Origin of the sequence: Denitrificimonas caeni (assembly GCF_027498055.1) — a bacterium.
In the GTDB taxonomy this organism is placed as follows: Bacteria; Pseudomonadota; Gammaproteobacteria; order Pseudomonadales; family Pseudomonadaceae; genus Denitrificimonas.
On sequence record NZ_CP114976.1, the window covers coordinates 1449773 to 1464540 of the forward strand.

Below are 14768 nucleotides of genomic sequence, written 5' to 3' on the forward strand. Positions count from 1 at the left end.
TTAATGAGTACAAAACAACAGCAGAATGAAAGTACTTCTGGGGTTAAAATATATTTTCGCTTGCTGGGTTACATCAGACCTTATATTGGTATGTTTATTATCAGTATTATTGGTTTCCTGATTTTTGCTTCAACCTCGCCAATGCTCGGCTATGTGCTGAAGTACTTTGTTGATGGCCTAGCCAATCCTGATGCGGTGTTATTTCCCAAGGTGCCCTGGTTGGCTGATGTGCGCTTGGTAGAGGCTGTGCCTCTATTAATCGTTGTTATCGCTTTGTGGCAGGGAATCGGCTCTTTTTTAGGTAATTTTTATCTGGCTAAAGTGTCTTTAGGCTTAGTGCATGACTTGCGCGTGCAACTGTTTAATAACTTGCTGGTTTTGCCCAATCGCTATTTTGATAACCACAATTCTGGGCATTTGATTTCACGGATTACCTATAACGTCACCATGGTGACGGGTGCGGCAACGGATGCCATTAAAGTGATTGTCCGAGAGGGCATGACCGTAGTGTTTTTGTTTTGTACCCTGCTGTGGATGAACTGGAAACTCACGCTGGTGATGGTGGCTATTTTACCAGTCATTGCCTTAATGGTGAGCAGTGCCAGTAAAAAGTTCCGCAAACAAAGCAAAAAAATCCAGGTGGCTATGGGTGACGTGACGCACGTGGCTTCGGAAACTATTCAGAGCTATCGCGTAGTGCGCAGTTTTGGTGGTGAGCCATATGAGCGCAAGCGCTTCTTAGAGTCGAGCCTGAGTAACACTGAAAAACAATTGCGCATGATTAAAACTAACGCGGTGTATACGCCTTCCTTGCAGCTAGTGATTTATTCAGCCATGGCTGTGCTGCTATTTTTAGTTCTGCTCTTGCGTGGCGATTCATCGCCAGGTGACTTGGTGGCTTATATTACTTTGGCGGGTTTGTTGCCTAAGCCGATTCGTCAGTTGTCCGAAGTTAGCTCAACGATTCAAAAAGGTGTGGCTGGTGCGGAAAGCATCTTTGAGCAGCTCGATGAAGAGCCAGAAAGTGATCAAGGCACGGTTGAAATGGATCAGGTGGGTGGCCACTTAGAAGTGCGCAACTTATCCTTTATGTATCCAGGTACAGACCGTCCGGTTTTGCAAGACATCAGCTTTGTCGCTGAGAAAGGTCAGATGATTGCGTTAGTTGGACGCTCTGGCAGTGGCAAATCCACCTTAGCCAACTTGATCCCGCGTTTTTATGGGCATCAACAGGGACAGATATTGCTGGACGGGGTTGAAGTACAGGACTTTACTTTAGCAAACTTGCGCCGCCATATGGCTTTGGTGACCCAGCAGGTGTCATTGTTTAATGACACTGTGGCAAAAAATATTGCTTATGGCGATCTTGCCGATGCTTCTTTAGATGAAATTAAAGCTGCTGCAGAGGCCGCCTATGCCGCCGAGTTTATTGAACGTATGCCGCAAGCTTACGAAACTCTAGTGGGTGAAAATGGGGTGTTGTTATCAGGCGGTCAACGGCAGCGTTTAGCCATTGCCCGAGCGTTATTGAAAAATGCTCCTTTATTGATTCTCGATGAGGCAACTTCTGCTTTAGACACTGAATCTGAGCGTCATATTCAGGCAGCGTTAGACCATGCTGTACAAGGCCGTACTACCTTAGTGATTGCCCACCGCTTATCCACTATTGAAAAGGCTGATCTGATTTTAGTGATGGATCAGGGGCGCATTGTTGAGCGCGGTAATCATCAAGAACTGTTAGCGCAAAATGGTTATTACAGCCGTTTACATGCCACCCAGTTCGAGGATTTAGAGCCAGCTGTGGAGGTTCAAGAATGAGGGCTGCCAAGCACTATCAGTTGTCTGATTTGCTTTATTTGATGGCACGCTTACGCGATCCTGAGAATGGTTGTCCGTGGGATCTGCAACAAGATTTTGCCAGCATTGTTGCGCACACTTTAGAAGAAGCCTACGAGGTTGCTGATGCCATTGAGCGTGAGGATTTTGCTCACCTGCCCAGCGAGCTCGGCGACTTATTATTTCAAGTGGTGTATTACAGTCAGTTGGGCCATGAGCAACAGTTGTTTGATTTCACCACAGTGGTGAACAGTATTACTGAGAAGCTGCTGCGCCGTCATCCACATGTGTTTCCCAGTGGCAATCTCTATGACAGCACGCCAGCAGAGGCGGTTGCTACAACCCAGGTTAAAGAGCGCTGGGAAGAAATTAAGCAGCAAGAGCGTGCCGAGCAGGCCCAGCCTGAGCAAGCATTGAGTGCTTTGGACGATATTCCTTTGAGTTTGCCGGCACTGAGTCGCGCGCTAAAAACTCAACAGCGCGCTGCGAATGTTGGCTTTGACTGGAGCAGCTTAGCCCCAGTTTTGGCTAAAGTTGATGAGGAGTTACAAGAGCTGCGTGATGCCATTGCCAGTGGTGAGCAGGCCGCTATTGGTGATGAGCTGGGGGATCTGTTATTTGCCACAGTCAATGTTGCACGGCATGTACAAGCCAACCCAGAAACAGCATTGCGCGCCGCAACTAACAAGTTTGCCCAGCGTTTTCAGCATGTTGAGCAGCAAGCTCAAGCACAAGGCATGGCACTTGGTGATTGCACAGAGCAACAGTTGGATGCTTTTTGGAACTTAGCTAAACAGGCCTTAGGCCAAGGCTTATGATTAGCGGCCTAGAGTGCAGTGTTTTTATCAATTATTAAAGATGGGTTTAGGATCACATGAGTTTATCTTTGCGCGATCAGATGCTTAAAGCCGGGCTGGTCAATGAAAAACAAGTTAAGCAAGCCACTAAAGAACAGAAAAGGCAGCAGCGCCTAGAAAAAAAGGGTGCGGTTGAAGTCGATGAAACACAACGCCAAGCTGCTTTAAAAGCGATGGCGGAAAAACAAAAGCGTGACCAAGAGCTTAACCGTCAACAACAAGAGAAGGTTGAGCGTAAGGCGCAAGTTGCACAAATACGCCAACTGATTGAAACTTCGCGCTTACCTAAGCTGGATACTGAAGATTATTATAACTTTGTTGATCATAAAAAAGTTAAACGCATTGCGGTCAATGACATGGTGCGCAATAAGCTTAGTAGCGGCAGTTTAGCCATTGTGAAGCACGGTGGTGGCTATGAAATTATTCCTCGCGAAGCCGCGCTGAAAATTCAAGAGCGTGATGAGCGCCGTATTGTTTTGCTCAATGTGGTCAGTGCCGAGGTTGAGCAAGAGGATGATCCTTATGCAGCCTATCAGATTCCTGATGATTTAATGTGGTAAGCAGCATTTGCTGAGCCGTCAACAGGCGCAGATCTTTTCCGAGACTGCGCCTGTTTTGTTATGGCCTGTTGCTCTGCAGTACGTGAGAATCTGCACAGCAGATTGGAGCTGCAATAGCGCAGGCTCTGCAGGAAACGGCAATCCTGATATAAAATCTCGTCAGCGCTGTAGCCGGTTAGGCGTTCAAAAGCTGGGTTAACGTACACCAAAATGGTGTCATCACCCTATTATTCAGCCACCACTATGCCATTCTGGGCAGACTCAACCAGTTGCAATGAAAATCTCATGGCGTAAATTAAATCGTTTTATAGGATGCCTTGTCAGATCATTGGCGCATTCTAGCAAGCTCTATCAGTCTTTCAATCAGAACTTACTGCCTGCGTTGGCCCGCGAATACTTGTGCACAATTTACAAATACTCTAACCCTCGGCAAAAACTTGTTTTCTCAGGGTATGTATCAGCACTATTTTTCTGCAAGTGGTTGAATCAAAACAATAATTTTAATTGACTGAAAAATAACCAGCTGCCGTAGAAGATAGCCTAGAGCACGTTTGCGCAGTTGATGTACACATTATGCACACAGTTATCCACAGGCTCTGTGCATAACTGGCTTTGCAGTGAATATTTCTTTGCACTTTGTCGACGCATGCGTGGGCGCAGTAGCGCGCTGTCGTTTATAGTAGCGGCTGAATATTATTTTTTTAGGTTGGAGCAGCTTATGTGGCGCAATGGACTTCTGGGTATGCTGATGGTTTTAATACTGGCCGCCTGTGATTCAAGTGAGCAGGAGAGCACTCAAGCAGCGCCACCAGTCGCCAACAGCGCTCAAACTACCAGCAGCGCAGTAGTGCAAGATCCCGCCGTCTTAGCGCTGCAGTATAAAGATCAAGTACTGCAGGTTTTAGATGTGTCTGAGCTTGAAGAAAACGGTGCGAGCGTCTTGAGCTTAACCTTCTCTGTGCCACTGCAAGAAGGACAAAACTTTGCCCAAAAAATCCATGCTGTTGACAGTAAAAGTGGCAAGCTCGATGGTGCTTGGGAATTGAGTGAGGACTTATTAGAGTTACGCTTGCGCCATATTCCACCGCAGCGCAACCTAATCATCAGTGTTGATAAGGGCTTGCTCGCCTTTAACCAGACCCAGCTAAGCCAAGATTTCAGTGCCAAACTTAAAACCCGAGATTTGCAACCTTCTGTGGGCTTTGCCAGTCGCGGCTCGTTATTGCCGGCTGAGTTCAGCCAAGGCTTGCCGGTGCTGGCGCTCAATGTTGAGCATGTGGATGTTGAGTTTTTCCGTATTAAACCCGCGGCCTTGCCTGAGTTTTTAGCGCAATGGGGACGAAATCAAAGCTTGGAGTTGTGGCAGGCGCAAGCATTACTGACCTTAGCAGAGCTTGCGCACACGGCGCGCTTTGAATTAAAGCCTGCGCTCAATACCCGTGAAACGCTACAGCTGCCGATTAAACCGATTAAAGCGCTGAACGAGGCGGGCGTTTATCTTGCGGTAATGCGCGAAGCCGGTAGCTATAATTATTCACAGCCGGCCACAGTGTTTTCGGTCAGTGATATTGCCGTGTCTGCGCATCGTTTTCAGCAGCAATTGGATGTGTTTGCGCAAGCCCTTTCCAATGGCTTGCCCTTGGAAGCCATTGAACTGCAAGTTTTAGATAAGAAAGGGCAAGTCTTAGCCACGGGTAAAACGGATAAGCAAGGCCATGCGCAGTTGCCGATTACCGATAAAGCTAATCTTTTGCTCGCTCAGCATGGTCAGCACACCAGCTTTTTACATTTAAACAGTGCCAGTCTAGATTTGGCTGAGTTTTCTATTGCCGGGCCTGTCGGGCAGGCGTTGCAGTTTTTTGTCTTTGGTCCACGTGATCTCTACCGTCCCGGTGAAACTGTTCTGCTCAATGGTTTGTTGCGTGATGCCGACGGCCAGCAGGTCGCGGCGCAACCGATTAAAGTTGAAGTGCGCCGTCCTGACCAACAAATCAGTCGTGAGTTTGTGTGGCAGGCGGATGACAAAGGTTTGTATCAATACCAGCTGCCGATTGGTGCCAATGCGCCGACGGGTCGTTGGCAGTTATTGCTCGACTTAGGCGGTGGTATTAAGCAGGTCTACGACATTTTAGTCGAAGACTTCTTGCCTGAGCGTTTGGCCCTTGAATTACACGCCGAGCCTGCGCCGATTAAACCGCAAGCTGCATTGCAAGTGGCGGTGGAGGGTCGTTATTTATATGGCGCACCGGCTGCGGGTAATCGCATCACCGGTCAACTGTATGTACGGCCTTTGCGCGAAGCGGTCAGCAGTTTGCCAGGCTTTCAGTTTGGGGTGGTCAGCGATGATGAAGCGCTTAAACAAGAAATTGATTTGGATGAACTGGTCCTTGATGAAGAGGGTCACGCCCAAATCAAAATTGACAGCCAATGGCCAGAGAGCAAATCACCACTGAATTTGATTGTACAGGCCAGTATTTTGGAGTCCGCCGGCCGTCCAGTCACGCGCCGTGTTGTGCAAGCGGTGTGGCCAGCGCCTGAGTTGCCAGGTATTCGTGGTATTTTTCAAGGTGAAGAAGTGGATGCCGACAGCCAGCCAGAATTTGAGCTGGTCCTGACTAATCCACAAGGTGATAAGTTGGCTGCTGAGCAACTAAAAGTGCGTTTGATTCGCGAGCGTCGTGATTACTATTGGAATTATTCTGATAGCAGTGGTTGGAGCAATAACTATAATAAAAAGCTGCTGACGGTCAGTGAGCAAACGGTCAATATCGAAGCGGGCACTAGCGCTAAAGTGAGCTTCCCGGTGCAATGGGGACCTTACCGTGTTGAGGTAGAAGATCCGCGCACTAAAATGGTCAGTAGCTTGGGTTTTTGGGCCGGCTACGCGCAGCAAGATAATGCCTCAGGTGGCGCTGTGCGCCCTGATCAGGTCAAGTTAGCGCTGGATAAACCGGCTTACGCCAATGGCGAGACCGCGCGCGTCACCATCAATGCTCCGGCGGCGGGTAGTGGTTATTTATTGGTTGAGTCCGCTGCAGGACCGCTCTGGTGGCAGCCACTGAATGTGCCGAAAGAAGGCGCTACGGTAGATATCCCTATTGCTAATGATTGGTTGCGCCATGATTTATACATCAGTGCACTGGTGGTGCGCCCCGGTGAGCGCCAAGCGCAAATTACGCCCAAACGTGCCGTGGGCTTACTGCATTTACCTTTGCAGCGCACCGATCGGCAGTTAGCGCTGACCTTGCAAGCGCCAGAGCGGATGCGTCCGGGTCAACCTTTGACCGTTAAACTCAAAGCGCAAGCGGCTGATGGACAACCTGCTGGGCAACCCGTGCAGGCGCTGTTGTCGGCGGTGGATGTGGGGATTTTAAACATCACCAACTTTGCTGCGCCGGATCCTTTTGCCGAGTTTTTTGCCCGCAAAGGCTACAGCGTTGATCAGTTTGATGTGTATGGGCAATTGATTGAAGCAGGTAATGGTCGTTTAGCCCGTATGCTGTTTGGTGGTGATGCGGATTTAGCTGCTGGCGGTAAGCGCCCACAAACCAATGTGAATATTGTCGCGCTGCAAAGTCAGGCGGTGACCCTGGATGCGCAAGGTGAAGCAGAAATCACTTTGGCTATCCCCGACTTCAATGGCCGTTTACGTTTAACCGCGCAAGCGTGGACAGATAATCAGTTTGGTATGGCTGAGCAACCTATTGAGGTGGCCGCACCTTTAGTGGCTGAGCTGTCGGCACCACGCTTTTTAGCCGGAGGTGATCACAGTCAAGTGGCATTGGACTTACACAACCTGACCGATCAGGCGCAAACCGTAGCAGTGCAACTGAGTAGCAATGGTTTGCTGGCGCTGGCTAATTACGCTGAGCCTCTGCAAGTGCAGTTGGCGGCTAAAGAGCGCAAAATCCTTGATCTGCCGATCAGTGCCTTACCGGGTTATGGCGTTGGTGAATTGCGCCTGCAGGTGGATGGCATGCAGTTGCCGGATGAAACCTTAGCGCCGTTAACCCGCAGTTGGACTCTGGGTGTGCGCCCAGCCTATCCCGCGCAAAGTCGCAGTTATCAAGCGGTGATCAACGCTGAGCAAGAGTGGCAGTTGCCGCCAGAAGCTTTAGCGGGCTATCAGCGCGGTGGTCTGGAAGCGCTGCTGAGCGTGTCGAGTCGTCCACCGCTCAATATTGCTGAACATCTGCGCGCCTTAGATGCCTATCCTTATGGCTGTTCAGAGCAAACTACCAGTGGTTTGTTGGCCTCTTTGTACATCAATGATGCGCAGCTTGATGGTGTGCGGGTCAGCAGCGATACGCCAGAGCATCGCCGTCAGCAAATTGAGTTAGGCATTGAGCGCTTATTAGCGATGCAGCGCTACAACGGCAGTTTTGCCATGTGGAATGCTGAAGGCTCCGAGCAGTACTGGCCGACAGTCTATGTCACTGACTTTTTGTTGCGCGCCCGTGAGCAAGGCTTTGCCGTACCGCCAGCTGCGTTGAAATCTGCGCAAGAGCGTTTGCTGCGTTACCTGCAAGAAGGCTACTTAATTGACAGTGATTACACGCAAGCGCCAGAAAGCACTCGTTTTGCTGTACAAGCTTATGCAGGCTTTGTCTTGGCGCGCGATAAAAATGCACCTTTAGGCGCTTTACGCAGTCTGTTTGAGCGTCGTCAGGATGCGCGTTCGGGCTTGCCTTTAGTGCATTTGGCCTTAGCGTTACAGTGGATGGGCGACGCGCCAAAAGCTGAGCAAGCCTTGCATGCAGGGTTAAGTGTACAGCGCAGCGATGAGCTGTATATGGCGGATTACGGCAGTGAATTGCGTGATCAGGCGCAAATCTTAGCCTTGCTGCAAGAGCATGATTTAGCTGAGTCTGAGCAGGTTAAGCGGATGTTTGCTTTGGCAGATAGCCTAAACACTCGTAGCTGGTTATCAACACAGGAGCGCAATGCGCTGTTTATGGCGGCGCGCGCGCAGTTGCGTACAGCTGATAGCAGCTGGCAAGCGCAGTTGCAGTCGGGTGAGCAAAGCATCTCACTGTCGGCTCAGCACAGTCAGTTACTCTTGGCTGAGCAGCAGTTGCAACAAGGCCTGACCCTTAGCACCGCCAACAGCAAAGACCTGTACCAGCGTTTACAACTCAGTGGTTACCCAAGCCAAGCACCAGCAGCCGGTGGTCATGTACTCAGTATTGAGCGTCAGTACTTGGACACTAAAGGCCAGCTGTTAAATATCAATACGCTGCGCAGCGGTGATTTAGTTGTGGTGCACTTAGCCGTGCGTGCGACAGAAACTGTGCCAGATGCCTTGGTGGTGGATTTACTGCCTGCCGGTTTAGAGCTTGAAAATCAAAACCTTGCGCAAAGTTCGGCCAGTTTAACTGAAGCCAGCAGTGCTTTACGCGATTGGCAGCAAGCCATGCAAAATGCCGATATCGTCCATCAAGAATACCGTGATGACCGCTATGTGGCTGCGCTGGCAGTGCCGGCACGACAAGTGAAGCATCTGTTGTATTTAGCACGGGCGGTGACCCCAGGGCGTTATGTGGTGCCGCCGGCGCAAGTGGAGTCGATGTACCGTCCTGAATGGCAAGCTTACAGTGCAACGCCTGAGTGGATGCAGGTGAGCAAGCATTAAACAAGCAAAGAGGGGTTGCTAGGTGCTACAGCGCTTGTCAACCCTCAAAGCTGCAAAAAATAATAATAAAACTGCACTTATACCCTTGATATTTACTTTGAATTTGTTAGGCGCCAAATAAGTTGTGCACATTCATACAGGTGTTTTATAAGTCGCCCAAGTGAATGCTGTGAAAGCCAATATGTTTACCTCTTGACTTTGTAAGTTATTGATTTTAAAGGGTTTTAATAATTGATGGAAAAAACAGCAGTTTGTCGCAAAGCCCCGTAACTTGGTCACTCAGAGCATCTGTCAGCATGTTACTCACAGAGTTATCCACAGGTGTTGTGGATTGTTTGCGCAAAGCCGCGCCGGCTCTAGCTTTGCGCAGTGATTGAGGTGTTTGGTAGGCATTTAATTGCTTAAAGCGCCAAGGGCTGGAGAGTTTTATTCTGCATCCGCTAGCGTGTTGCACTCGCTATGGCTGCTTGGATGTGTTGCATCGGCTGCTATTTAGTCAGCGGCATAAATCTGCTTGCGGGCTATCTTGTGTAGGCGCAAACCAAGCAGTAGCGCTGCACAACTGAGACCGACAATTAAGCCTTGCCATAATCCAGCTGGGCCTTGGGCTAAGCCAAGCTGCTCTGTGAGTCCAAGCATATAGCCAATTGGTAAACCAACACCCCAGTAAGAAAACAAAGTGATGAGCATAGTGATGCGGGTGTCCTGATAGCCGCGCAAGGCTCCGGCGGCAGTGACTTGAATGGCATCTGAAAATTGGAAAATAGCTGAGTAAATGATCAGCGAGGTGGCCACCGCTAACACTGCCGCATCTAGGGTGTAGATGCGGGCGATATAATCGCGAAATATAAACATAAAGCTGGCGGAAATGCAGGCGCATATTAAGCCGGTTGCCATGGCCACGCCGGCAGAAAAGCGAGCATCCCGTGGTCGATTAGCGCCCAGTGCTTGGCCAACGCGAACAGTGGTGGCCATCGCTAGGGAGTAGGGGATCATAAACACTAGACCGCTAAAGTTAAGAGCAATTTGGTGTCCGGCCACCACGTTAGCGCCAAGCCCGCCAATTAATAGAGCAATAACAGAAAATAAGCTGGCTTCGGCAAAAATTGAAATACCGATAGGTATACCCAGTGCCAGTAAGCTTTTTTGTGCAGACCACTCTGGCCATTGCCAGCGCGAGAAGATTTGACTGGATTTATAGTAGGGCGCCCAACGTATCCAAACAAACATGGCCAGCATCATAAATACCATCACCAAGCCGGTGGCCCAGCCGCAACCGACACCGCCCATGGCCGGTACGCCAAAGTGACCATTAATGAAAATGTAGTTCAGCGGAATATTGAGCAGTAAACCTAAGATACCCACGACCATACTCGGGCGAGTCAGACCCAAGGCGTCGCTATAACAGCGAAACACTAAGTACACCGCCACTGCAGGGAAACCGCAGGCCACTGCCTGTAGGTAACCCATGGCGGGGGTGATTAAAATAGGGTCAACGCCCATCATTTCCATGACGGGTCGGGCATTCCAGAGCAGTACGCCCAGGCCACAACCAAGGGCAAAACCGAGCCACAAAGCTTGACGGACTAAGTAGCCCATCTCTAACTCAGCACCACGGCCAAAGGCATAGGACACTTTGGCGGTAGTGGCAATTAAAATGCCGCTCATTAATAAAAAAATAGGCACCCAAATGGAGTTACCCAACGCCACTGCAGCTAGATCATTAGGGCTGACACGTCCAGCCATGACAGTATCGACAAAACCCATGGCGGTATTGGCCAGCTGGCCAATAATAATAGGGACGGCCAATTTAAGGAGCGCGCGCCATTCAATGGTGACACGTTGATAGCGGGAAACAGTAGACATAGACAAGCAGCCTAAAAATATAGCCTATACAGCAATTACGCTGCGCAGTGCGGGAGTATTAATTGCAGATTTACAGTAGTTGCTGTTACGCACTTGTGCTGTGCCGCTAGTTTACTATGTTGTGTTGATCGTTAGGTAGCTATCATTACCCGGCAGGGCTGCGTTATAGTTTTAAAAACATTAAAGAGGGTGGGCTGGTGCAGATATTGGCAGATGAAAATATACCTATGCTTGAGGTCTTTGCCCGTCACGGGCAATTGCGTCGCGTTGCCGGACGTAGTTTAGATCGAGCCGTGCTCGGCGATGCTGATGTGCTCTTGGTACGCTCGGTCACGCAGGTGGACCAAGCTTTGCTGGCCGGCTCACAGGTAAAGTTTGTGGGCACTTGCACCATTGGTACCGATCATTTGGACGTGGACTATCTGCGTCAAGAAAATATTGGTTGGGCCAGTGCTCCCGGTTGTAATGCCCGTGGTGTGGTGGATTATATCCTCGGCGCTTTACTCACTTTAGCCGAGCGCGATGGTGTTGAATTGGCGCAGCGCTGTTTCGGTGTGGTTGGGGCGGGGCAAGTAGGGGAGCGGTTAGTGCAGGTCTTGCGGGGTTTGGGTTGGCAGGTCTTAGTCTGTGATCCGCCGCGGCAGCAAGCTGAAGGTGGTGACTATGTGGACTTGGCGACACTGCTACAGCGCTGTGATGTAATCAGCTTGCACACGCCTTTAACTCAGCAGGGCGAGCACCCAACCCAGCACTTAATGGGTGCCGCACAATTGCAGGTTTTACAGCAGGGCAGTTGGCTGCTCAATGCCAGTCGTGGTGCAGTGATCGACAACCAAGCCTTAAAGCATTTTTTACAGCAGCGTCCAGATGTTCGTGCAGTGTTGGATGTGTGGGAGGGTGAGCCACTGGTGGACGTGGAGTTGGCACAGCGCTGTGATATTGCTACAGCGCATATTGCTGGCTATAGCTTAGACGGCAAAATTCGTGGCACTGAGCAAATTTATCAAGCATTTTGCGAGTACTTTTCGACACCGCCGCAAACTGCTATGTGCTTTCCAGAGCAAACCTTGCAGGCGCTGTTGTTTTCTGGGGACACCTCTGTGGCAGAGGCTTTAGCGGTATTGTGCCGCGCAGTGTATGACCCACGCGCTGATGATGCCGCATTTCGCTTAAGTTTACAGGGTGATGCCCAGATGCGCCGCGCTGCTTTTGATTTGGTGCGCAAAAATTACCCTGTGCGCCGTGAGATCCCCGACTTACAGGTGCAGCTGAGTCAACCAACGGCTGCTTTGCGGCAAATGATCGCTGCGCTGGGCATTGTTTTCTAGCTGAGCCTGCCTGTCCGGCCAGCGCTGCTAAGTCGCGTGCAGTATTGGCCGGACAGGCAGTTTCAGTTTAAGCGGCAATATGGCCCACATGTAACAGCTTCATGGTGTTGGTACCGCCGACCGTATGGTAACTGTCACCTTTGGTGAGAATCACCCAGTCGCCTTCAGCGACAATCCCGCGTTTGACCAACTCTTCAACCGCAGCTTGGCTGACTGAGGTGCTAAATGAGTCGGTTGGATCAAAAGGCACTGTGTATACGCCTCTAAATAACGCCACTCGAGCCTGAGTTTGCCGTGATGGGGCAAAGGCGTAAATAGGCATCGATGAGCGAATCCGCGACATCACCAGTGGTGTGTAGCCGCTTTCGGTCAAGGCAATAATGGCTTTGACTCCGGGAAAGTGGTTCGCAGTGTACATTGCTGCTAAAGCAATGCTTTCATCCCAGCGTTCAAACTGTTGGCCAATACGGTGAGCAGAACGGCGCATGATTGGGTTTTTTTCAGCACCTAAGCACACCCGTGCCATTGCGGCGACCGCTTGCACTGGGTATTCACCGGCTGCAGTTTCTGCCGAGAGCATCACCGCATCGGTGTAGTCTAAGGCGGCATTGGCCACATCGGACACTTCTGCACGGGTTGGCATGGGGCTGTGAATCATGGATTCCATCATTTGCGTGGCGGTGATCACCGCTTTATTTTGCTTGCGCGCCGCAGCAATAATTTTCTTTTGAATACCAACCAGTTCCGCATCGCCAATTTCGACGGCTAAATCACCGCGCGCGACCATCACTGCATCGCTGGCGCTGATCAAACCGTTGAGCGCATCATCATTCATGACCGCTTCGGCGCGTTCAATTTTTGCGACGAGCCAAGCTTGGCAGTTTGCTTCTGCACATAAACGGCGAGCCAAATTCATATCGGCGGCATCGCGCGGGAAAGAAACGGCTAAGTAATCTAAGTCCAACTCAGCAGCTAAGCGGATATCAATTTTGTCTTTTTCGGTAAGTGCTGGCGCAGTTAAACCACCGCCGCGACGGTTAATACCTTTATTGTCCGAGAGCTGCCCACCAATAATCACGCGGCAATCTAAAGCATCAGCGGTTACCGCAGTGACTTGCATGACGATGCGGCCATCATCGAGCAGTAAGTCGTCGCCGACACTGCAGTCGGTAACTAAGTCTGGGTAATCAATACCTACAACGGCCTGATTCCCTGCGTCACGCGGGTGAGTAATGGAAAGGCGAAAAGTATCACCGTTTTGCAGTTCAATTTGCTTATTAGTAAAGCGGGCAATACGGATTTTCGGGCCTTGCAAGTCGCCCAGTAGCGCCACATGGCGATTGAGGCGGGCAGCAATTTCACGAATAAGTAAGGCGCGGGCGCGGTGTTCTTCGGCATTGCCGTGGGAGAAGTTTAAGCGCGCTACATCCATGCCCGCTAGGATAAGCTGTTCAAGGACTTCTGCTGAACTACTGGCTGGACCAATGGTGGCAACGATTTTAGTACGGCGCAAAGTTGTAGGCATGCTGTGGCTCCTGTTCAAGGTAAGTCAAGACAAAGCAAAAAGCCTGCTCTCTCAAGGCGATAGAGCAGGCGGTCGGTTGGATTATGGCTGTGGGCGTGTAGGCTTGATTACCAGTAAATCCGTTTGCACCGCTTCCAGAACACGCTCTGCGGTGTTACCGATTAGCGCGTTCTCTAAGTTGCTGCGGGAAATCGCCCCCATTACTAATAAATCTACGCCGCGCTCCTCGACAAAGCTTGGAATAACTTCTTCTGGGAAGCCTTCGAGTAAGTGCCGGTTGGCTTTTTCTACGGGATAATTAACCATAAGTTTTTCAAAGGCATCACGGTGTTGCTTAGCGCTGCGCTCTGCGTATTGGTCGTAAGCGGCAACTAACTCGGAATCAAATACCATGGTCCGTGGCAGTGGTGCATAGCTGTGCATATAGTCAGCCTGCATGTCTAAAGTCTGCGCTAAGTAGAGAGTGGATTTAACCAGCTTGTGGTCCAGTAGGGCTTCAGTGTCGGCGCTGTGGACTGGGTCAACTGCGGCACAGATACGCTCACCTTTCCATTCGCCTTCACGCACCAGCCATAAAGGTACTGGGCATTGGCGGATCAGTTGCCAAGAGGTGTTATTGAAAAACAGGCGCTGTAATAAATTATGTGTGGTGGCATCACGCAGCACCATGTCAGGCTTAAGCTCACTGATGCGTTGCAAAATCATTGTGTGCAAAGGTTTGCCCCAACGCGCTTCTGTGGTCACGGTAATACCGTTATCACGCAGTGGCTGCGCCAACTTTTCTAACCACTTGGTGCGGTTTTGCAGCAAGGAGTCGCGGGCCTTTTTTTGTGCTGGGCCATCAAAGAAATAGCCGCCATCGAGTGCCGAGTTGTATTCGCAGAGTAATAATTCAATGGCGGAGTTTGAGCGTTTGGCGAGCCAAGCAGCGCGCTCAAGTGAGGGTTGAGAGTCACCTGAGGTAGGATCAATCACCACTAAGAGTTGATGCAATTCCATGTAAAGCTCCTTATGCAATAGGTAGCAAACACGTTTAAGCAAGAGTAAACATGACAACTTCAAGGGTTTGAAACTTGCTGAAGCGTGTTTTAGATAAAATCATTCTTAATGAGTATAGCTGTTTTGCTGGGTTTAATGACTGCTGTTTATCTTTAAACAACACTG

General features: G+C 50.2%; 8 protein-coding genes and 1 pseudogene. 5 read left to right on the forward strand and 4 right to left on the reverse strand.

Going from position 1 to position 14768, the window contains the following annotated elements:
* Positions 1–3 precede the first annotated feature (3 nt).
* Genes msbA through O6P33_RS06940 form a run of 3 tightly spaced genes read left to right on the forward strand, consistent with a single transcriptional unit; the run spans position 4 to position 3253 of the window.
* Complete coding sequence (gene msbA, locus O6P33_RS06930; protein ID WP_269817069.1) at positions 4–1818, forward strand: lipid A export permease/ATP-binding protein MsbA; 1815 nt, start codon at positions 4–6, stop codon at positions 1816–1818.
* Positions 1815–2654, forward strand: coding sequence for a nucleoside triphosphate pyrophosphohydrolase (gene mazG, locus O6P33_RS06935; protein ID WP_269817070.1), 840 nt, complete (start codon positions 1815–1817; stop codon positions 2652–2654). The genes msbA and mazG overlap by 4 nt, the downstream gene beginning before the upstream one ends.
* 56 nt (positions 2655–2710) lie before the next feature.
* On the forward strand, positions 2711–3253 hold the full coding sequence (locus O6P33_RS06940) for a DUF2058 domain-containing protein (protein ID WP_269817071.1): 543 nt from the start codon (positions 2711–2713) through the stop codon (positions 3251–3253).
* 8 nt (positions 3254–3261) lie between these two features.
* On the opposite strand, the pseudogene O6P33_RS13210 reads toward O6P33_RS06940, so the two are convergent.
* A pseudogene (locus O6P33_RS13210) lies at positions 3262–3540 on the reverse strand (PAS domain-containing protein); the annotation flags it as partial.
* Between the two features lie 431 nt (positions 3541–3971).
* On the opposite strand from O6P33_RS13210, the gene O6P33_RS06950 reads away from it, so the two are divergent.
* Positions 3972–8885, forward strand: a complete 4914-nt coding sequence (locus O6P33_RS06950; RefSeq protein WP_269817072.1) for an alpha-2-macroglobulin family protein — start codon at positions 3972–3974, stop codon at positions 8883–8885.
* A gap of 492 nt (positions 8886–9377) precedes the next feature.
* Here O6P33_RS06950 and O6P33_RS06955 read toward each other — a convergent pair whose 3' ends face one another.
* Entirely contained in the window at positions 9378–10751 is a 1374-nt protein-coding gene (locus tag O6P33_RS06955) for an MATE family efflux transporter (protein WP_269817073.1), read from the reverse strand.
* 197 nt (positions 10752–10948) lie between these two features.
* Between O6P33_RS06955 and pdxB the strand changes: the two genes are divergently transcribed.
* On the forward strand, positions 10949–12079 hold the full coding sequence (gene pdxB / locus O6P33_RS06960) for a 4-phosphoerythronate dehydrogenase PdxB (RefSeq protein ID WP_269817074.1): 1131 nt from the start codon (positions 10949–10951) through the stop codon (positions 12077–12079).
* 67 nt (positions 12080–12146) lie between these two features.
* Here the strand turns inward: pdxB and pyk are convergent, their stop codons facing one another.
* A complete protein-coding gene (gene pyk, locus O6P33_RS06965) occupies positions 12147–13604 on the reverse strand; it encodes a pyruvate kinase (RefSeq protein WP_269817075.1) in 1458 nt (485 codons plus the stop codon).
* 81 nt (positions 13605–13685) lie between these two features.
* Positions 13686–14603: a universal stress protein gene (locus O6P33_RS06970; protein WP_269817076.1), complete on the reverse strand. Its 918-nt coding sequence runs from the start codon at positions 14601–14603 to the stop codon at positions 13686–13688.
* Between the last annotated feature and the right edge of the window lie 165 nt (positions 14604–14768).

Bases quoted from the DNA above. Each gene is read 5' to 3' on its own strand.
- msbA (WP_269817069.1), top strand. From the start codon at position 4: ATGAGTACAAAACAACAGCAGAATGAAAGTACTTCTGGGGTTAAAATA.
- mazG (WP_269817070.1), top strand. From the start codon at position 1,815: ATGAGGGCTGCCAAGCACTATCAGTTGTCTGATTTGCTTTATTTGATG.
- O6P33_RS06940 (WP_269817071.1), top strand. From the start codon at position 2,711: ATGAGTTTATCTTTGCGCGATCAGATGCTTAAAGCCGGGCTGGTCAAT.
- O6P33_RS06950 (WP_269817072.1), top strand. From the start codon at position 3,972: ATGTGGCGCAATGGACTTCTGGGTATGCTGATGGTTTTAATACTGGCC.
- O6P33_RS06955 (WP_269817073.1), bottom strand. From the start codon at position 10,751: ATGTCTACTGTTTCCCGCTATCAACGTGTCACCATTGAATGGCGCGCG.
- pyk (WP_269817075.1), bottom strand. From the start codon at position 13,604: ATGCCTACAACTTTGCGCCGTACTAAAATCGTTGCCACCATTGGTCCA.
- O6P33_RS06970 (WP_269817076.1), bottom strand. From the start codon at position 14,603: ATGGAATTGCATCAACTCTTAGTGGTGATTGATCCTACCTCAGGTGAC.